Source organism: Flavobacterium sp. 140616W15 (genome assembly GCF_003668995.1).
Classification (GTDB): Bacteria; Bacteroidota; Bacteroidia; order Flavobacteriales; family Flavobacteriaceae; genus Flavobacterium.
The window spans coordinates 3,545,811-3,567,310 of record NZ_CP033068.1; the positions used below are offsets into that span (position 1 = coordinate 3,545,811).

Consider the following 21,500-nt stretch of genomic DNA (forward strand, 5'->3'; position numbering starts at 1 on the left):
TCAATTGATAATGAACAACGCCGTTGCTGGATTTTCTAAATTATCCAAAGAAGAAAAAATAAACTGGATTGCAAATAAGTACTTTTCTACACCAGAAAAAGCTGTTTTTTTACTTAAAAGTTACTGGAATACCGACGAAAAATTACAGAAATTACATGATGAATTCATCGAAAATACAATAACAAATTTTTACATTCCGCTTGGTATAGCTCCAAATTTCCTCATTAACGACAAATATACCACAATACCAATGGCAATCGAAGAGAGTTCCGTTGTCGCCGCGGCTTCAAAAGCTGCTAAATTCTGGTCTACTCGTGGCGGTTTCAAAGCAACAGTCATCAATACCGAAAAAATAGGTCAAGTCCATTTTACTTTTAATGGTGACGTTTCAAAGCTTAACTTATTTTTTACACAAACAAAAAGCAAATTCTTTACCGATACTGAAAGCATCACCAAAAACATGCAACAGCGTGGTGGCGGAATTCTTGACATTGTTCTAAAAGACAAAACCAATTTATTACCAAATTACTTTCAGCTTCATGCAACCTTTGAAACCAAAGACAGCATGGGCGCTAATTTCATAAATTCATGTTTAGAGCAATTTGCAAAAACATTAAAAGAAGCCTCTCAAGAATACGAATTATTTACTGAAGCAAATGAAGAAGTAAAAGTCATCATGAGCATTCTCTCAAACTATGTTCCAAACTGCGTTGTAAGAGCAGAGGTTTCATGCCCAGTAAATGAATTAGCCGAAAAACACATTCCGAATCCACAGGAGTTTGCCGAACGATTTGTTCAAGCAGTACAAATTGCCGAAGTAGAACCATTTCGTGCCGTAACTCACAACAAAGGAATCATGAACGGATCCGATGCTGTAATACTTGCCACAGGAAATGATTTCCGTGCTGTCGAAGCGGGAGTTCACGCCTATGCCTCTAGAAATGGACAATACTCAAGTTTGTCACATGCTAAAATAGAAAACGGAATTTTCACATTCTGGCTAGATATGCCCCTAGCATTAGGAACCGTTGGCGGACTAACTTCTTTACATCCGTTAGTAAAATTTTCATTACAAATGTTAGAAAATCCGTCTGCTCCTCAATTAATGCAAATTGTAGCCGTTGCTGGTTTAGCTCAAAATTTCGCCGCATTACGTTCTTTAACTACAACCGGAATTCAAGAAGGACACATGAAAATGCACATCAATAATATCATTAATCAATTTGCTGCCAATGATGATGAACGTCTTTTAATTAAAAATCATTTTAAAAGCCACACTATATCTCATAGTGCAGTAGTTGAATTTATTGAAAACTTAAGAAAATAATACGAAGCTATTCCCGCTGTACACTATATCTTTATGTTTTTAAAGAAAAAACACAAAGGATATCGCTTCCATCGGGGCTAAAAATAAATGCATGAAAACAACTTTTTACAGTAACGGAAAACTTTTAATAACTGGAGAATATTTAGTATTAGATGGCGCAAAAGCATTTGCATTACCAACAAAATTTGGACAAAATTTAGTTGTTGCCAAAGGAGAAAACCAAGAAATACAATGGAAAAGTTATGATGCTGATACTAGTATTTGGTTTGAGGACACAATAACTTTTGCCGAAATAACAGACAATCCTGAACCTGAAACCGAAACAATAAAAACAACATTAATAAATATTCTGCATGAAGCTTATTTATTAAATCCAGAATTTCTAACCCAATCAGAAGGATACCAAATAAGCACACAGCTTACATTTCCTAAAAATTGGGGCCTAGGCACATCATCGACATTATTAAACAATATTGCTCAATGGACAAAAATTGATGCTTTTACGCTTCTTAAAAACAGTTTTGGAGGTAGTGGTTACGATATTGCTTGTGCACAAAATAACACTCCTATATTATATCACTTACAACAAAATCTACCAACTGTAGAAACGGTAAACTTTAAACCTGAATTTAGCCAGAACATAAACTTTGTATACTTAAACAAAAAACAAAGCAGTAAAGCAGCAATAACCGCTTATTACAATAACAAAAACAGTCATCTGTCAAAGATAATTGCTAATAACGATAAAATAACACAAACTGTTATACAAGCCAAAACAGGAAAAGAATTTGCTAAAGCATTAGCAATTCATGAAGCTGAAATGAGCAATATCCTAGAAATGCAAACCATCAAAGAAAGACTATTTCCAGATTTTGAAGGCGTAATTAAAAGTCTTGGTGCATGGGGAGGCGATTTTGTAATGGTAATATCAAAAGACAACCCAACCGAATATTTTACAGCCAAAGGGTATAAAACGATAATTCCTTACAACGAAATGATATTGACTTAATCTAAACTTCTAATCTTTGTAACTAACAAAAACCTTGCTAAACTCTAGCAAGGTTTTTTGTTGTTATCTTATAAAAAACACAAACACCCTTCGCCTAACTCTTGGGACTTTTATTTTTGTCTGGGTAAGCGGATTCGAAACCCACGTAACTACAAAAGGTTTTAAACCCTTTTAGCATCAAAATACAATTAAGCAAAATCTCAAAACTTCTTGAACAAAAAAAATCCTGAAATATAAATATTTCAGGATTTTTAAATTTTATGTTTTATCTAAATCTTGATAAACTAGTAGCTAAAGTGAGCTCTATTATCAACGATCTTAGCATTGTCTTTTAATGCAGGAAGAATTCTGTTTACATCCTGAGCACTTTGTGCTTTTACTTTCTCAACATAAGGAGCATGGTTTGGTAAAGCTGGTGCTTTTACTGTGCTTATGTTTTTAACAACATAAACTCCAGTATTTCCTTCAATTGGAGCAGAAAGTTTACCCGCTGCCAAAGCAAATGCATTACCAACAACTTTTGGCTCTTGACCAACACCACCAGGTAAAGTTGGGTTGTCCATAGTAACATCTGTTGCTTGTTGTACAGCTACACCAGCGCTTTTAGCAATTGCTTCGATAGTAGTACCATTCATTTTAGCTTTAAGGATTTCAGCTTTTTTCTTGTTTTTAAGAATTGGCTCAACATAAGGTCTTGCAACATCTACTGAAACTAAACCTGTTTTGTTTATGCTCTTAAGTTGTGCAATTACGTGACCAACATTAGCTACCTCAAAACGCTTAACATCACCTTTGCTTGTTCCTTTTTCAAAAGCCCATCTTACGATAGTTCTTTGATTTCCTAATGGACCGAAATTTTCATCCATTGCTTTAACTGTAACTGCAGGAGAAACTGTTAATTTCATTTCAGCTGCAACTTTATTGAAGTCTTTGTCAGCAGCATCCATTTCAAATTTAGTTGCTTGAGTAAATACTCTATCAGAAGTTGCTTCTGAAGCTTCGATTTTTTGAGCTATAGTTGCTAAACGAACACCATCTTGTTTGTCTGTAATTTTGATAATATGGAAACCAAAAGGAGTTTCTACCAATCCTACTTTTCCAATTGGGTTATTGAAAACAAAATCATTGAATGGTTTCACCATTTGGTTTTGTCCAAAATATCCTAAATCTCCACCTTGTTGTGCAGATGAATCATCTGAAGCCGTAAAAGCTAACATTAAGAAACTATCTGGATTTGCATTAACTTGAGCCAAAATTTCTTCTGCTTTAGCTTTTGCTTGTTCTTTAGTTCTTCTTTCTTTTTGGTTTGGAACTTGAGCTCCTTCATAACTAATTAAGATATGACTTGCTTTTGCATTAACTCCTGCTTTTGATCCTAAAGATTTAGAAATACAGTAGTAGTTACCAAAAACATAAGGCCCATAAATTTCACCTGGAGCTAGGCTAAATAATTTATCAGCATCTACAGCTGGTAAATCTTTCTTAGCTACATAAGTTGAATCGTAAGGTACATCTGAATTTGAATTCACAAAGTCAGCAACATTCTTAGCAGATCTAAATCCAGGTAAAGTATCGTTTTTACCTGTTTTTTGGTTGTAAACAACACTTCCTGATAATAGAGAAGTAATTTTTGCTTTAATTTCTGCCTCATCTTCTTTTGAAGCTTTATCTTCAATTAAAACATACTGAACCTCACGAGTTTCATCTGCTTTAAATTTCTTTTCGTCTTTTTTCATGAAATCTACGATTTCTGAATCAGATACTTTTACATCGCTATCCTTGATAGAAGAATATAAACCAGCTACAAAAGCAAAATTAACTTTGTTTGCTTCCATTTCATATTTCAACTTCCCTTCAGCAACAGTTGTATAAAGACCTGCTTTAATCAACGTATTGTATATTTGGTATTTTGCATTCAAATCTGCATCTTTCTCTCTATCTTTTAAATATTGAGCTTGCTCTGGATTTGCTTTAAAATATTCTTTAAATTTTGCTACATCAAAAACCCCTGCTGCATTTAAGAACATTGGATTTCTTCCGATATTTTGGTCTGCTTTTAAAACTTCAAGTAAATGTTTTTCACCAACTCTTAATCCTAATTTATCAAACTCTGATGATAACAAAGCAATAGAAACCTCTTGATCCCATACTCTGTTTGCAGCTTCAGTGGAAGTTATTCCTTGCCCACTTTTTTCAACATTACTAACTTTGATTCTAAAATCTTCAAATGAAATATCTTTCCCATTGATGCTTCCTACGTCTTTTGAACTCTCACCAAAATTTCCACTACTGAAAAGATCTTGAATGATAAATGCAAATAATGCAAGTGCAATAGCGCCTATCAATAAAGCGGAACGTTGTCTAATTTTTGCTAAAACTGCCATTTTTATTGTTGTTAATTTTATATTCAGTTTGCGAAAATACAATTATCTAGCTAATAATAATACTAGTAGCAATTTATTTTCTAAGAATTTTTATTTTTCTAAAAAAATCACTCTTTTATAGTCAATTTTACCAATTCTATTTTCTTATTTGTTGCCTCTTCTATCACAAAATGATAGTTCCCTATAGTGATTTCTTCTCCTATTTGAGGGATTTCTTTAGTATGATCTACAATAAAACCACCTAAAGTACCATAAGAATCACTTTCTGGGATATCTAATTTATAAGCCTCATTTAAATACTCAACATCAAATCGAGTCGAGAAAATATACCTACCTTCTCCCAATTCTTTTTCTATCAATTCCTCATCCGAATCATGCTCATCTTCTATCTCACCAAACAATTCCTCGACAATATCTTCAACAGTTATAATTCCAGAAGTACCACCGTATTCGTCTAAAACTACTGCTACGCTTTTTCGTTTCTTGGTAAGCAAGTTCAAAACATCTTTTATATAAACTGTTTCTGGAACAAACTCAACAGGAATCAATACTGATTTTATCGTATCTGGCTTTTTAAACAAATCAAACGAATGAACATAACCTAGAATATCATCCAACGAGTTTTGATAAACAAGAATCTTTGAATAGCCTGTTTCTACAAATAAAGCTTTAAGTTCATCTACAGTATCAAAAAGTTCTACAGCATCAATTTCGGTCCGAGGAGTCATTATATCCCTTGCTTTTACTCCCGAAAATTCTAATGCATTCTGAAATATCTGTATCTCCGAATCAACTTCTTCATCATCTTCTACTGTACTCATTTGCTCAGAAATATAATTTCCAAGCTCTGCTTTACTAAAAAAAAACTGTACCTGATCTCCCTCGGTCTTAAAAAATCTTCTTAAAATAAAATCCGAAATCCAGATAAAAAAAGTAGAGATATAATAAAAAAGCCAATAAAAAAATACGCCGGAAGTGCAAAAAACTTAATTAAAGAATTCGCATAAATTTGAAAAAACACCTTCGGAAAAAACTCTGCAGTGATTAAAATAAAAAAAGTAGAAATCAAAGTTTGAATAAGTAAACTGGCAACATCCGAAAAATGATAGCCAAACTTAACAAGTGCACCTAAAAGCAAATCACCCATAAAAAACTATAAACAACTATAGCAATATTGTTTCCAATAAGCATAGCAGCTATAAATTTCGACGGTTTTTGAGTAAGCTTAGTAAGGATTCTAGACAAGAAGTTTTCTTGTTTCTTCTCGATCTCTAGATATATCTTATTCGAGGATATGAAAGCAATTTCCATACCCGAAAAAAAGGCCGATAGTATTAAACATAGTATTATAATACTAATCTCCATTTTGGTTATTTTTTATTACGATTTTCCATTTTGTTCGCAAATTTCCTTCTAAAGAAGAACATAAAAATCCCCACTCCTGCAATTAAAAAGCTCAACCAAGGAGTCGGTTCACCAGCGCTCATTTTCATTATTGCTTCATAAATAAAAAGAATTGCAACTATCAGATAAGCGTATTGTGTATATTTTAAGTAACCCATAATTATTATTTTTATTCTTCAGTTTCTATCTCTCCAGTTATTCGTTGAGAGTTTATCATTTTAAAATCTTTACTAAAATCAAGTCCTTGCCCATACGAAACTCCTTTTGCATCTGTAAATTTAAACTTTCTTTCGGTATAAAACCATTCGTTTTTTTGATCAAAATACAATTGTTCCGTTTCTAACATCTGCCCATCATCTGTAGTAATTTTCACCTTTCCTTGTAAATCTATAACAGACGTTTGCTTATAAGAAATAGCATAATTAGCTACTACATAGGTGCGCTTACGCTTTTTATCATACAAAGTAACATCTATGCCTTTTGGAAAATCGGTAAAAGGAAAACTAACATTGGAATAATCCAACATTTTAGGACTTATTAAAATTCCCGAAATAAGGCCTGAATCAGTATACTTTATATTAACATTATCAGCATCACTGGCAGGAACAAACTCTATGAAATTACTTCTTTGTACATCTTTAAAATTACTTTCACATCCTAGAAAAAACATCGCAATAAAAATTACGAGTCCAAGAATTACACTATATTTTTTCAGTAAATTCATTCGTTAAATAAGGTATTAAACTCTAAAATAGAGTTTACAATCGGGAAATTAATTAAACTTACTTCTTTCGAACCATTTATCGTTTAATGAAAAACCTAGACTAATATTAACATAATTCTCTTGAATTAAGCCAGCCGATGTTGTTCCTCTTTTTCCAAACTCCATTCCTAAATTGACTTTTGAAAATGATCCAGGAATTGGAAGTCCTGCACCAAGTGTAAAACCAATATCATTTATACGCTCTGAATTAATTATTAAAGCAGTTTTTTCATATTTAATACCAGCTCTATAAGTAACTCTATTAAAATATCCTGAAAAAGAACTATAATTAGGAATATAATACCCTCCTATACTTGCACTTGCTGCTTTTCCATATCCTACGTTTGAAGCATTATTATATATAATTGACTGATTAACCGCATTTTGATACGAAAACTTTCCTCCAATTAACCATTTTTTAGATTCTCCAACACCTGCACTTAATGCAAGTTTGAATGGCATTTTTACATCAAGGTCACTTTTTACATCTTCTCCAAGATCTATAACACTAAAATAAAGCCCTGAACCAAGCATTCCTGTAGATATATTTCTTGTGTTTTCAGAATTCAATTTACCCTGAACCGTATATGTTGCACTACTAAAGAAAGATAATTTTTTATTTATCTTATACTGATACATTGCTCCAAAATTAAAATTAATTCCAGATAAATAATTAGTATTTAACTCTCTTGTTCCAACTGGCACATCGGGAACAAACTCATAACCAGTCGTTTCAATTTTACCAAAATCATATTGAACATCTGCTCCAATACTAAAATTAGGTTTGATTTTGTATCCAATCCCAAGATAAACTTTATTTAATCCGCCTGAACCATCAAATCTTTTATTATTACCTCCTGTATTTATCGAAAGAGATTCAATTTGATACCCTACAGATGAATAAGGAATCAATCCAAAACCTACTCCAAACTTTTTCCCCAAAGGCAAACCTACAGCAATATAATCTAAAGTTGTTCTTTGCGCTTTTGCCGATTGGCTATCTGTTTTTAATGTAGCCGAACTAAATGTACCTCCTACTGAGAAAGTTGTAAGCTTTAAATTTGCATAACTAGCAGGGTTTTCAATATTAATATGAATACTATCTTGCTCTATTGCAACACCCGCCATTGAACGAGTTTCGACAGTTCCTTTAAACCTTACATCACCAATTCCGTAAAAAGAATAAGGAGAAGACGTTCCTTGCTGAGCAAAAGAAACGAATGACAAAAGTAAGCAAGCGCTTATTATAATTTTTTTAATCATTGTTGATTTTATATTGAAATGTTTGGTTCAAACTTTCTAATAAGAAATTTGAATTGGCAAATATGGTATTTTTTAATCGTTTAGCCAAAAAAAGTGCATCCCCACCCGTTAAAATTATTATAAAATTTTGGCGGTCTGCTTTGTATTGATCGATAAAACCATCTATTTCATAGACGAATCCATTGACAACCCCTGAATGCATTGATTCGGGAGTTGAATTACCAATATAAGATTGAGGCTCTTTAAATGTTAATAACGGAAGTTTTGCTGTATAATTATGCAGTGCTTCATATCTTAATCGCAACCCTGGAGATATAGCTCCCCCTAAATAATTATCATTTTCATCTACAAAATCATAAGTAATGCAAGTTCCAGCATCAATAATTAATCTATTTTGATTCGGATATTGCAATGTAGCTCCACTAGCAAGTACCATTCTATCTATTCCTAATGTTTTTGGTGTAGCATACTTATTCTTAAACGGAAATCGATCTTCATTTGTCAAAAAACAAACACTTACATTATTATTAAAACTCAAAAACAATTCTTTTTCTACATTTCCAACTGATGCAACAACCAAACTTGTTACTTTTTCATAGTTTTTTAAAATTTTTTTAATTTTTATTTCAAGTTCATTCTTATCAAAAACAAAAAATTCCAAAACAGTATTATTCTCAAAAACAGCACCTTTAATACGTGTGTTACCAACATCGATTGTTAAAACCATAGTTACTTATTTACTGATGCGAAGATACGAATTGATTTTTTTCTAAAATTGTTTTGGAGAAACTAAAAAACATTCTATATTTGCACCCGCGTCAAGCACGGTACCTTAGCTCAGATGGTAGAGCAATGGACTGAAAATCCATGTGTCCCTGGTTCGATCCCTGGAGGTACCACAAAACCCACTCAAACGAGTGGGTTTTTTGTTTTTTCTTGATAAATAGAATTCTTTCTTTAAATTTACCTTGGATAATCTAAAAAACATTCTATATTTGCACCCGCAATAAGCACGGTACCTTAGCTCAGATGGTAGAGCAATGGACTGAAAATCCATGTGTCCCTGGTTCGATCCCTGGAGGTACCACAAAACCCACTCAAACGAGTGGGTTTTCTGTTTTTATCCCCTAGCTTATTGTTTTCTTACAACGATTTTGGTTTTTCTCTATTCACAAGATTGACGAGTTCCTTTGCATACTTCTTCTTTCTTCAGAAAGACAAGTTTTACCAATGTTTACGATAAATAAGTAAGCTTTTAAGAAAACCAATACAATCGACACCTTGATTTCCAAACTACTTTATGCATTTTACTTAGTCAGTTAAGCTATCATTTAAGCTCCATCCCTAAAAAAGGCGGCTTTCACTTTCTACCTCCTAATATTACTCACAAAAAAACAGGAAATAATAAATCAATTTGTTTTTGTTAAAAAAATATAAAATAATACGATTTTTATATTCTATTTTAGTAAAATAATAATCATATTGATTTTTACACAATACATCAATAGAATACGGATACATGAGTAATACATCTACAAAAGGAATCTGGAAAGTTATTTCAGCCTCCTCCATGGGAACAATGATCGAGTGGTACGATTTTTATATTTTTGGAAGTTTAGCTGTGGTAATCTCTACTAAATTTTTCCCATTAGACAATCCGACAGCATCTTTCTTAGCTACTTTAGCCACTTTTGCGGCAGGATTTGTTGTTAGGCCATTTGGAGCTTTATTCTTTGGACGCCTCGGGGATTTAATTGGAAGAAAATATACCTTTATGGCAACCTTGTTATTAATGGGATGCTCTACTTTTTTAATAGGATGTATTCCGAGCTATGAAACAATTGGTTACTTCGCTCCCATATTAGTCTTGATTTTACGCTTACTACAAGGTCTAGCTCTTGGTGGAGAATACGGAGGCGCCGCAACTTATGTAGCTGAACATGCCCCTGTAGGCCAACGTGGCTATTGGACATCATGGATTCAAACTACCGCAACGATTGGCCTTTTTATTTCTTTAATGGTCATATTAATTACAAAAAATTCTCTTTCAGCAGAATCATTTGATTCTTGGGGCTGGCGTGTTCCTTTTTGGGTATCTATTGTAATGGTCGGTGTTTCTTACTTAATTCGAAAAAACATGGACGAGTCTCCTGTTTTTGCTAAAGCAAAAAAAGAAGGAAGCATAAGTACAAACCCTCTAAAAGAAAGCTTCGGAAATAGATATAATCTAAAATTTGTTTTACTTGCTTTATTTGGCGCAACAATGGGTCAAGGTGTAGTTTGGTACACGGGACAATTTTACGCCATGAGTTTTATGAAAACAGTAATGAATATCGAATCTTCTCAAGTAGATGGCTTACTCGGTATTGCATTATTGCTTGGAACACCATTTTTTATCTTTTTTGGGTGGCTAAGTGATAAAATTGGAAGAAAATATATTATGATGGGTGGCATGTTACTTGCCATCTTGCTCTACAGACCGATTTACAAACAAATGTATGAAACTGTAAATCTTAACAATAAAAGCATTTCTAAAACATATAAAACTGAATCAAAAAATAATGACAAAAAAGAATATTACGTTATTACTAATAACGAGTATTCTGACGGCACCTTTGCCACTAAAAAACAAATAAATCATACTAAAACTGGGAAACCTGATTCAGAATTACAAACATCAATTACCATTAACTTTAATGATAAATGGACTTTGATTTTTCTAGTTTTTATTCAAGTTTTATTTGTCACAATGGTTTACGGCCCTATAGCAGCATTTTTAGTTGAAATGTTTCCGGCAAAAATCAGATATACATCCATGTCATTACCCTATCACGTTGGAAATGGAATCTTCGGGGGGTTACTTCCTGCGATATCAACTTATTTTGTAACCCATTCTAAAGAAGTTGGCAAAGCTGATTTTTACCTTGATGGACTCTGGTACCCAATCATTATATCTACGATATGCTTTGTTATCGGAATGATCTACATTGACAATAAAAGCAAAAACACTCACATATAATCCTTCAACGATGAACTTACTAAAACGAATATTGGGAATACTATGGATAATATTATCTATCGCTGCAGCTTACTTTTGCATTTTCGAATTTGGATTACCTAAACTTGTATCAGACAAACAAGAAGATATCGTCTTTGGAATTATAATTCTGTTTATTCTCACTCCGCTAATTGTTTTAGGACTAGGAGCATTTGGGTATTTTTCGTTGGTAGGAGAATACGACAAAAGAAAATAAACCTTTCTTTTTCTATTTCATCTATTTGAATTAAAACAAAAAAAAACTGCCTGTTATAACAACAGACAGCTTTTCACACTAACTAACCAATAATTTATTTTTTCAAGAACTTCAATACTTCTGTATTATTATTTTCATCTGTTGCTTTTACGAAATACAAACCTGAGTTTAGTTCACTAACAGAGTATTCTGAACTCAAATTTCCGTTACCTGTAAAACTCTTTACCAATTGTCCAGACAATGAATAAATGGCTACTTTTGAAACCAATGCATTCAAAGTAAAATAATCAGTTACTGGATTTGGATATAAAGTAATCCCGTTTGGTTTTTCGAAATCTTCTATAGCCAACAACGCTCTCTTATTTCCGTAAATTCGAAATTCTCCAGCTGGAATTATTATTGTCGCGACTACATTGGTAATATTAATCGATGTATTATCCATTAAATTATACCAAACACCTGCATATGGAAAACCCGTTGCTACAGCTTTATCTGTAACATCAAAATTTGCCAGAATCAACACATCTCTTAACTCGGTTGCTGGCAAAGTACTGTTTGTGATTTTTATATTTGGAGACAATGAATTTATATTCGATACTGTAGCTGTTCCTGAAAAAACAGGCTCAGTGGTTTTCATAGTAATCATTTTTGCCCAATCATTATATATTTTACTTCTACCAGAATTCCTTAACCAATCTCCTGTCCATTGCGGTTGCTGTTTAGTATCTAACTTACAATCTCCAGAAATTGTTCCCGACTCATCATTTACAACACCGTTTTTACATGCAAAAATAGAAGCGTCCCAACCCAAATCACCAAAATGCCATATCATTTTAGGACCAGGAATCAATAAAGACACCGCCCCAATAGCTGACATCCTAGACAATGCTACATTTAAATTCTTTACATTATGATTTACATTGTTACTATTACCATATTGAATGTTTTTATACATCAATCGTTCTTCATCATGACTCTCAGCATAACCCATTAATCGATTTGCTGTAAACCCACGACTACTGCTTGTCATCCTAGAAATATTGCTATCTGAATCATACCCCATTGATAATTGATTGTATGCTTGCATCATTTTACCCCACATCATAACGCCTTTACTTATAGGATCGGTAATTCTATAATTTGCCCATTCTTTTTCTTCAGCATCACTTCCCAAATGTTCAAAAATTGTATAATGTGTAGGATCAAATCCCCAAGAATAATCAGCATATAATTTTAGCACATCTACTCTATCTTGTTGTAACCTATTTGTACACGCTTCATCGCCTGCGGTACAATTTTGTGTAAATCCTTTGGTTAAATCCCAACGAAATCCATCAATTTTATATTCCTCAATCCAATGCTTAATTACTCTTTTTACATAATTCTGAGTTAAAGCCTTTTGATGATTAAAATCTTCCCCAACACTATAACTATGTTTTGCTACAGTATTAAAATAAGGATTATCTGCCGATGGCGAACCCCAGCCATCCTTATCTGGATCATTCATCCACATTCTTACCATTGGATTTCGACCAAAAACATGATTTAAAGCTACATCTAAAATAACCGCAATTCCGTTTTGATGACATAAATCAATAAATTCTTTAAGCTTATCCGAAGTTCCATAAAACTTATCTAAAGCCATATGAAAGGAAGTATTATACCCCCAGCTTTCATTGCCTTCAAATTCCATAACAGGCATTAGTTCGATAGCATTTACTTTTAAGTTTTTAAAATAATCTATCTTATCTATTAAACTTTGATAATTTCTGGCTGCATCAAAATCACGCACTAAAACTTCATAAACTACTAATTTCTCTTTTTCGGGTTTAACGAAATTTGCTACTTTCCAAGGATACGATACTTGCCCTGTTTTTAAAACAGTAACTTCACGCTCTTGCCCTACTGGATAAACAGGCATATTAGGATAAGTTGTAGATGGAATTCCTGGGTCATCAAAAGGAGATAAAACCAAAGTAGAATAAGGATCAGCAGTTTTTACTAAAGATGGTGAATTGGCAATTGGCGAATTAGCAACAACCCAATATTGATACGTATTATTTTCTCCCGAAACTAATCCTGTTATCTCTAGCCAGAACTTACCCGAAGTTGGGTCTTTTTTCATAGCATAAGAACTAGTAGGTGTCCAATTATTAAAACTTCCTGCCACATACACAAAATCTTTTAACGGAGCATCTAGAACTAGTGTTGCTTTTGTAACGTCAGTAGCATTATAATTTATCCCATCTACTAATCCCGCTGGCATCGCTGCCGATACAGCTCCAGGATTAACTATTGCCGTAAATTTTTTAACAATAGTTGTTCCGCTTTGGGTTATGCTTAATTCATAACTCTGATTTCCTATAATATTTACATGATTAAAGACATAACTCGAAGTACTAGCGTTCGAATTAATCACCACTCCATTTGATTTCAGATTATAACTTGCTAAACCATTTGTATTTGTTGCGCTAATATTCAAGCTTCCTCCGCTAGCAATAATAGTATTGCTGTTTTCTACAGGAGAAGCCAGACTTGCCTGAAAAACTCCTACATTGAGAAAAAAATCAGAACAAGATGGAGCAAGTTTTAATGTTTGAGAACCCGCAGCATTTCTAAATACAATTCCCATTTTAGCCGCTTCTGATTGTTGCAAACTTGTTAATCCGAAATATACGCTTGGTGTAATACTAATGCTCCATGTGCCATTTGGGTTTTTAGTCATTAAACCAACACCGTCATCGGCACCCCAATTCCCTTTTGCTGTTGCCCATGGATTTGCTTCTGAACCAATTCCTGAATGCATATATACTTTAGCAGGATTCGTCCCCATTTCATTACAAGTTGGTGAGACAAATGAAGCCGTAATAGTTATTGACTCATTCACCTGAAACACTGCAGGCGATACTGTTATTTGTTGTGCATTGACTACAGCAACAAAAAATAAAATCAAAAATAATTGTATAGTTCTTTTCATAATGTAGTTGGTTTGGTTGGTTAATTTTATAAAAAAGGGCTATCCGTAGATAGCCCTCATTAATTTCAATAAAAAATTACTATTGATTTGGAATCATTAAATAGCTTCCATCTAAATCATTAAAATAAATAACATATTTAGATTTAGCAACTGGTATGTTATCCCCAGTTCCTCCTCCAGAGAAAGGAGTTTTTCCTCCCCAAGAGACATCCCAGCTATCATTTGCTCTAAATTTAAGTCCACCATCATTCAATACAGTTACACCTAAACTCCAAATATGTCCGTTAAAAGTAGATTTCACCATTGGTGTAGATGAATCCCAACTACCTGGTGTACTATCTCCAATAATACCAACTGTATCATAAATCTTAGCAGCAGAAGCATTATAAGCAACCAACTCATAGGTTAACTTTTGCACATCCATTTTAAAGGTATAATAACCTGAAACTGGAATCACAAAACTAGCTGGATCTGGATCTGAATCTTTACCTCTGTAAGCTAAAGCCCCATCTGATCCACCATACATTGGAGCCCAACTACCTAAACTACTAATAGTCTTAAATGCACCTGCTTTAAAAAATCCTGTAAAAGTATATTCATTAGAGTTTGTTCCGCTTCTGAATAGAATTTGATTTCCTTTGTTATTATCCCAACCTGAAACAGTTGCATCACCCACTAAATACCAATCTGTAAAATTATAAACCACTCTTCCTGCATAAGGAGTCACACTAATCGTAATTAATGTTTTAGATATTTGAGGAACCCCTCCTGAAACACTAGATGCAATCTTTACATCAAACATTGAAGCAACTTCTGTTTGCGCTCCAAGATCAATAACAGCTTGATTCAAATCCTTAACAAGCACTGAAGCTTCTGTGATATTGTTTGTAGTTGCAATCGTTTTAGCTTCTTTAAAATCACCACCTTTTTTATCAATTAACAAAGTGTACCTTACCACTACGGTAGTCGAATATTCCGCTGCGGTCCAAGTAAATTTTCCAGCATCACTTGCAGCTTCATCAGCATCCAAGACAAACTCTTTTCCTGTTGCAGGACCAGTGATTTCAGGTGTAGTAACAGCTTCTACAATTGGTCTGTTATCTACAGCATCAGCATTACACGACACCGCCAATACACCAATAAATGCGATTAAAATTTTATATATATTTTTCATTTTACTGTTTTATAAAGGTGTTAGTATCCTAAATTTTGCTTCAATGTTGGGTTTGCTTGAATATTCCTTGCAGGAATAGGCATTAAATCTCTATAAGACTCAGTTGAACTACCATTTTCGGTTCCACCTTTCCATTGCCAAGTTTTAGATCCACCTGTAAATTTTCCAAAACGAATTAAATCAGTTCTTCTATGACATTCCCAAAACAACTCTCTTCCTCTTTCATCCAAAAGAAAATCAAGAGTTAACTCAGCATTTGAAATAGCTTTTGCGTTTGCTCTCTTTCTAATTTTATTTACATAATCTAAAGCTTTTACCATGTCCCCTGAAGATGCTCCTCTAACAGTAGCTTCCGCATACATTAAATAAACATCTGACAATCTAAACATAGGAAAATCTGTATCTGGAATATCAGGTCTTTGAGCTTTTGTACCATCAGAATTAACATTAATAAATTTAGTAACGGCATAACCATCAGTAAAAACTCCTACATTACTAATATCTAATGATTGACCATCTGTATAAAATGTTCCTCTTTCATCTGCTGTAGCATTTACATCAGGAAAAAGCTTAACAAACTCTCTACGGGCTCTGGTTCCTTCCCATCCACCGTCCATTCCTTGATCAGCGGCTACCATACTACCTCCAATAGAAGCATGAATAATAAAACTCATTCCTCCTCCAGTAGCTCTAATAGCGTTACCGTCTCCAATAATTGGAAAAATAAACTCCCTTTCAGCACCATTTCTGTCATTATTTGCTGAGAACAAATAACGGTACGGAACATCCGCAAATGTATATGCTGAGCCATTAATAATCTCATTACACAATACTGCTGCTTCATTATTTCTATCTACTCCTGTATACACTTTAGAATTCAAATAAATTTGTGCCAATAAAAATTTAGCAGCTGTCTTATCTATTCTCCCATATTCATTAGCTTTAGAATCAACTAAAGTCTTATCCATATCTTTTAACTCAGATTCAACAAAAGCGAAAACTTCTGCTCTAGTTTTTTGTACTGGATAAAATAATCCAACTGGATCTGCTTCAGTCGTGATTGGTACATTACCAAACAAGTCCATTAAATTATAGTATGAAAAAGCTCTTAAGAAACGAGCTTCTGCTCTAAAGGCAACAATTTCAGCTTTCAAATTAGCATCAACACCTCTAGCAGTTAATTTATCATCTGTAGTTTGTCTCAAAAACTCATTTGCAACACTAATTTCATAGAATGCTCTTGAAAATATTCCTGATAAAAATTCGTTAGCAGGTGACCAATTCTGAGTATTCAATGTTGGTAAATCTCCATCTGCCCAAGCAATAATAGCTTCGTCAGTTGGAAGTTCCTGAGTTACAAAAAGCAACCTTAGGTAGCTACTAAAATCTCCACCAAGTCCAGCAATATCTGGTTTACCATCTCCGTCATTACCTCCTACATATAGACCTGCGTATAATTTAGCCAATACTTGTTTGTAGGAAGTTGGATCTTTAAAGAAATCCTCAGATAAAAATTCATTTTTATCACGTGGCTTAACATCCAGATCACTCGTACACGAAACCAGTGCCATATTTACTCCTAAAATGAATAGGAAAAAATAAGATATATGTTTAAATGATATTTTCATTTTGTTTATTTTAAAATTTTATTTTTCAGTATAATTTTAGAAATTCGCATTTACCCCAAACAAGAAAGTTCTGGCTCTTGGATAAACGTTATTATCGATTCCATTAAATTTTTCAGGATCTAGACCATCATATTTTGTAAGAACAAAAACATTCTGAACTCCTAATGTAAATCTTAAAGAAGCTGCTTTTAATATTGATTTATCAAAAGTATATCCAACAGTAACATTATCCAGTTTTATAAAAGATGCATCTTTTACAAAGTAATCAGACAAATAACGTCTTGTCCCATTATCTTCATATGTAAATCCTGTATTAAAATAATCTGTACTTACATTAGACAAATCTGTTTGTCTTCTTAAACCTGCATCAGAAAATCCTAAATTAGAACTCACATTGTCAAAAATGTAGTTTCCTAAACTTGCTCTCCAGTTCATTGTAAAGTCAAACTTTTTGTAATTCAAAGTAGTGAAAAGTCCAAAAGTATAATCTGCTGTTGGTTTTTTATATCTATAACGATCTCCATCATCTATTTTTCCATCACCATTTCTATCTACATATGCCCCAGCAATTGGTCTTTTATTAGCATCGTATAATTGCTCAAATACTAAAAATGAATTTGGTGCAAATCCTACTGAATTAATTTGGATTTTGTTACCTCCTCCTCCTGCAATATTATCTCCTGATAGGTACCCTTGAAATCCTGAAACAGTCGTGCCTAAATCACTGATTTTTTGATCTAAATAAGTTGTATTAAAAGCAACATTCCACGTTAGGTTATCATTTTTAATAATGTCTGATTGAATATTAAACTCAATCCCTTTAGTTCTAACACTACCAACATTATATATTCCTGAGTTTCTTATATTCGCCCCATCTGGAACCAAAACTTCTGCCAATAAATCACTTGATTTTTTATCGAAATAGTTAATTGACCCTGTAATTTTATCATTAAAGAAACCGTAGTCAACACCTAAATTCATCTCCGTTAACTCTTCCCATTTAATATCTGGATTATACCCTTCAGGTCTTGCTGTTTTGTAAACAGTATTTCCAAAAAGATATTGAGAATTAATAGTTCCAAGTGTTACTCTTCGTAAATAATCATATTGAGCTGAGATATCCTGTTGACCAGTTGTACCGTATCCAAATCTTAATTTTAAACTTGAAATAGTTTCATTTTCTTTCAAGAAATCTTCTTCTGTAACATTCCATGCCAAAGCAGCTCCTCCAAAATTCCCCCATCTGTTTTCTTTAGAAAAACGAGAAGTTCCATCTCTTCTATAATTTAATGTTATTAAATAACGGCTATCATAATTTAAAATGAAACGACCAAAATAGGATTGTAAATTAACATCTGGATCAAGTACAGTTAAGACTTTAGGATTTGGCTGTCTAGTCTCTCCTGATTCGTATTTTTCTTTTGAAACATTTGGTAGTTATACCCTGCAGTTGCATCAAGTTTAAACTTTCCTAAATTCTTAGTATAATTAAAATAGGCGTTTAAGTTTTTATTTTGAAGAGACTCAGTATAGCTATTATAATTTCCATAATTTACCCACTTTCCAGAACTAAAAGCTTCTGGTTGATAACCTAAGACACTTTGTGTACTTTGTTCATTATAACCATTACTATCGAATCTATCAATACCAGCTTCTACGATAGCTTTCAAATCTTCAAGGAAATGAAATTTATAGTCTAGTCTAATATTTCCCCATTTTCTAGTAGAAGTAGCTCTCTTCTCTTCTTGATTTAATCTAGCAACAGGATTTCTTGCTGGCAATAATGGCAAATTCTCATTAGGCCCTAACCATTCGAAATAGCCTCCATAACGAGAACCTGCCTGATAAACTGATTGTGTAGGATCAAAACTAATTGCTCCACCAATAACTGCTCCTTCGTCTTGAAATCTATTTTTACCAAAAGATAAGTTTCCATTGATATCAATTTTTAAATGATTGTCGAATAAAACTGGATTTAACGATATCGATGTCGTAGTTCTTTCAAAAGAAGTATTCCTTAAGATCCCAGGATTATTAACATTACCAACAGATAATCTTACTGGTAATTTATTAAATAATGAACCACTTGCAGATATATTATTATTAGCCGTTAAAGCAGTATGAAAAATTTCATCTTGCCAATTTGTATTCGCAGTTCCCAATAATGCTTTTTGCGCAGGAGTACCTTTAGCATTTACCAAAGTTCTAAATTGATCTGCATTCATTACATCAACTGTATTTGCTACAGTATTAACACCTACCTGAGAGCTAAAATTAACTTTCACTCCGCCTTTAGTACCTTTTTTAGTAGTAATAACAATTACACCATTTGCTGCTCTAGAACCATAAATTGCAGCTGCAGAAGCATCTTTCAATACAGTAAAAGATTCAATATCGTTAGGATCTATTGTAGATAAAATACTAGTTGCCCCATTAGGAACGGCATTACTTAAAGGAAGACCATCTAAAACTATCAGAGGCTCATTAGAAGCTGTTAAAGAAGATCCTCCACGAATTCTAATATCCGCTTTAGCTCCTGGAGCACCACCTCCTGTAACGTTAACACCCGAAATACGACCACTAATTAAACTCTCTGGAGTTACGTTAATTCCTTTATTAAATTCTTTTGCAGAAATTTGCGATACAGATCCTGTAGCATCTTTTTTCTTAACAGTACCATAACCTACTTGTACTACAACTTCCTTAAGCTGATTTGCATCTTCATCTAAAGAAATACTCACTGTTTTTTGTCCATTAAAACTGATAGTAGAACTAACATATCCTATGAAGGAAGCGGTAATTTTATCACCACTCTTCAAATTAGTTAGCTTAAATTTCCCATCAAAATCTGTCGAAGTACCATTGGTACCACCTTGTACATTTACGTTTACCCCGGGAATTGGTTGCCCTGTTGCTTTGTCTAAAACAACACCCTCTAATGTGCTCTGAGCAAACACACTAAACGGAAGGAGTAAGAATAAAAATAACAACTTTTTATAAATTGCTTTCATACTTTTTGTTTAAATTAAAATTGAGTTTTGGTTTATTTATTAACTTTTATTTTTACTTCGAATCTCAAAATTAAGGATTTATTAACGTGCCCGACACATACCAATTTTTAATGGTTTACGAAAACGTGATAGTGTTGAAAACTTTCTATATAATATAAGTTTTTAGGCAGAATACTGTGATTTTTAAAAATAAATCATACCTTTATTATCAAAACAATTTTTTCCATATCAACAGTATGAAACGCAAAATAACTCTTAAACAGATTGCTAAGGAGCTTGACGTATCAATTTCTACCGTATCAAAATCACTACGAAACAGCCTGGAAATCGGAGAAGATACCCGATTAAAAGTTCAGGCTTTTGCCAAATTCTACAATTACAAACCTAACAATATAGCGCTCAGTTTAAAGAATCGTAAAACCAAAACAATTGGTATTATTATTCCCGAAATTGTGCATCATTTTTTCTCGACCGTTATTAATGGAGTAGAACAAGTAGCCAACGAAAATGGCTATAGTGTTATCATATGCTTATCTGATGATTCATTTGATAAAGAAGTACTTAATATGGAAATGCTAGCCAACGGAAGTATCGATGGCTTTATCATGTCTTTATCTAAAGAAACCCAATTTAAAGGAGATTTTCACCATATAACCGAGGTCATCAATCAAGGAATGCCAGTTGTTATGTTTGACCGAGTTACCAATGACATTTTATGCGACAAAGTGATCATCGATGACAAATCAGCAGCTTATGGAGCAGTACAGAGTTTAATCGATAAAGGCCGCAAAAAAATAGCCTTAGTTACTACTGTAGATTATGTTAGCGTTGGGAAACTAAGAACAGACGGATATACTAAAGCGCTACTAGATAACGACATTCCTTTTAACGAAGACCTTATCATAAAGATCGAAGATGTAGATACTTGCGAAATAATTATTAGTCAATTATTAGAAGACCGAGCAATAGATGCTGTCTTTGCAGTTAATGAACTTTTTGCCGTTACTATAATAAAAACCGCTAGTAAAATGGGGCTTCGAGTTCCCGAAGATTTAGCTGTGATTGCATTTACAGACGGAATCATCTCCAAATATTCAACTCCAACTATTACAACAGTAAGCCAAAGTGGCAACAAAATGGGGAATAAAGCTGCAAAAATGCTAATAGATCGTCTAGAATCAGAAACCGAAGAAGGAGAAGAGGAAGAGGAGAACTACAAAACTGAAGTCATTGAAACTCATCTTATAGAAAGAGAATCTACAGATTAATATTCTTACAATCCTAAATAAAAGAGCCCATTATTAAT

General features: G+C 33.3%; 14 protein-coding genes, 2 tRNA genes and 2 pseudogenes. 7 read left to right on the forward strand and 11 right to left on the reverse strand.

Features of this window, described 5'->3' with window-relative positions; genetic code table 11:
* Nucleotides 1–10 precede the first annotated feature (10 nt).
* Nucleotides 11–1,327 (forward strand): hydroxymethylglutaryl-CoA reductase, degradative, encoded by a 1,317-nt coding sequence (locus EAG11_RS15530; RefSeq protein WP_129539952.1) that lies wholly within the window; start codon nt 11–13, stop codon nt 1,325–1,327.
* A 91-nt stretch (nt 1,328–1,418) separates the two neighbouring features.
* A complete protein-coding gene (locus tag EAG11_RS15535) occupies nt 1,419–2,336 on the forward strand; it encodes a GYDIA family GHMP kinase (RefSeq protein ID WP_129539953.1) in 918 nt (305 codons plus the stop codon).
* 284 nt (nt 2,337–2,620) lie between these two features.
* Here the strand turns inward: EAG11_RS15535 and EAG11_RS15540 are convergent, their stop codons facing one another.
* The 6 genes and pseudogenes from EAG11_RS15540 to EAG11_RS15565 form a co-directional block, all read right to left on the reverse strand.
* The gene (locus EAG11_RS15540; RefSeq protein ID WP_129539954.1) at nt 2,621–4,720 is read right to left on the reverse strand and encodes a peptidylprolyl isomerase; all 2,100 of its coding nucleotides are present in this window, start codon (nt 4,718–4,720) and stop codon (nt 2,621–2,623) included.
* A gap of 107 nt (nt 4,721–4,827) precedes the next feature.
* A pseudogene (locus tag EAG11_RS15545) lies at nt 4,828–6,085 on the reverse strand (hemolysin family protein).
* Between the two features lie 5 nt (nt 6,086–6,090).
* Nucleotides 6,091–6,282, reverse strand: a complete 192-nt coding sequence (locus EAG11_RS15550; protein WP_129539955.1) for a hypothetical protein — start codon at nt 6,280–6,282, stop codon at nt 6,091–6,093.
* Nucleotides 6,283–6,293: 11 nt separating this feature from the next.
* Nucleotides 6,294–6,848: an LPS export ABC transporter periplasmic protein LptC gene (lptC, locus tag EAG11_RS15555; RefSeq protein WP_129539956.1), complete on the reverse strand. Its 555-nt coding sequence runs from the start codon at nt 6,846–6,848 to the stop codon at nt 6,294–6,296.
* Between the two features lie 48 nt (nt 6,849–6,896).
* A complete protein-coding gene (locus tag EAG11_RS15560) occupies nt 6,897–8,150 on the reverse strand; it encodes an autotransporter outer membrane beta-barrel domain-containing protein (RefSeq protein WP_129539957.1) in 1,254 nt (417 codons plus the stop codon).
* Nucleotides 8,143–8,877 (reverse strand): type III pantothenate kinase, encoded by a 735-nt coding sequence (locus EAG11_RS15565; protein WP_129539958.1) that lies wholly within the window; start codon nt 8,875–8,877, stop codon nt 8,143–8,145. The genes EAG11_RS15560 and EAG11_RS15565 overlap by 8 nt, the downstream gene beginning before the upstream one ends.
* Nucleotides 8,878–8,976: 99 nt before the next feature.
* Here EAG11_RS15565 and EAG11_RS15570 point away from each other — a divergent pair.
* The 4 genes from EAG11_RS15570 (at nt 8,977) to EAG11_RS15585 (ending at nt 11,404) form a co-directional block, all read left to right on the forward strand.
* Nucleotides 8,977–9,049: transfer RNA gene (locus tag EAG11_RS15570), tRNA-Phe, on the forward strand.
* Nucleotides 9,050–9,164: 115 nt separating this feature from the next.
* Nucleotides 9,165–9,237: transfer RNA gene (locus EAG11_RS15575), tRNA-Phe, on the forward strand.
* Between the two features lie 432 nt (nt 9,238–9,669).
* Nucleotides 9,670–11,169, forward strand: coding sequence for an MFS transporter (locus EAG11_RS15580; RefSeq protein ID WP_129539959.1), 1,500 nt, complete (start codon nt 9,670–9,672; stop codon nt 11,167–11,169).
* A 10-nt stretch (nt 11,170–11,179) separates the two neighbouring features.
* Complete coding sequence (locus EAG11_RS15585) at nt 11,180–11,404, forward strand: DUF6814 family protein (RefSeq protein ID WP_129539960.1); 225 nt, start codon at nt 11,180–11,182, stop codon at nt 11,402–11,404.
* 94 nt (nt 11,405–11,498) lie between these two features.
* On the opposite strand, the gene EAG11_RS15590 is transcribed toward EAG11_RS15585, so the two are convergent.
* The 5 genes and pseudogenes from EAG11_RS15590 to EAG11_RS22420 form a co-directional block, all read right to left on the reverse strand.
* A complete protein-coding gene (locus EAG11_RS15590; protein WP_129539961.1) occupies nt 11,499–14,381 on the reverse strand; it encodes an alpha-amylase family glycosyl hydrolase in 2,883 nt (960 codons plus the stop codon).
* 79 nt (nt 14,382–14,460) lie between these two features.
* Nucleotides 14,461–15,555 (reverse strand): SusE domain-containing protein, encoded by a 1,095-nt coding sequence (locus EAG11_RS15595; protein WP_129539962.1) that lies wholly within the window; start codon nt 15,553–15,555, stop codon nt 14,461–14,463.
* A gap of 20 nt (nt 15,556–15,575) precedes the next feature.
* Nucleotides 15,576–17,183, reverse strand: a complete 1,608-nt coding sequence (locus EAG11_RS15600; RefSeq protein ID WP_129539963.1) for a RagB/SusD family nutrient uptake outer membrane protein — start codon at nt 17,181–17,183, stop codon at nt 15,576–15,578.
* 36 nt (nt 17,184–17,219) lie between these two features.
* Nucleotides 17,220–18,512, reverse strand: a pseudogene (locus EAG11_RS22415) (TonB-dependent receptor domain-containing protein); the annotation flags it as partial.
* Between the two features lie 41 nt (nt 18,513–18,553).
* Complete coding sequence (locus tag EAG11_RS22420) at nt 18,554–20,194, reverse strand: SusC/RagA family TonB-linked outer membrane protein (RefSeq protein ID WP_242499179.1); 1,641 nt, start codon at nt 20,192–20,194, stop codon at nt 18,554–18,556.
* A gap of 236 nt (nt 20,195–20,430) precedes the next feature.
* Between EAG11_RS22420 and EAG11_RS15610 the strand changes: the two genes are divergently transcribed.
* The gene (locus tag EAG11_RS15610) at nt 20,431–21,462 is read left to right on the forward strand and encodes a LacI family DNA-binding transcriptional regulator (protein WP_129539964.1); all 1,032 of its coding nucleotides are present in this window, start codon (nt 20,431–20,433) and stop codon (nt 21,460–21,462) included.
* The last annotated feature ends 38 nt before the right edge of the window (nt 21,463–21,500 follow it).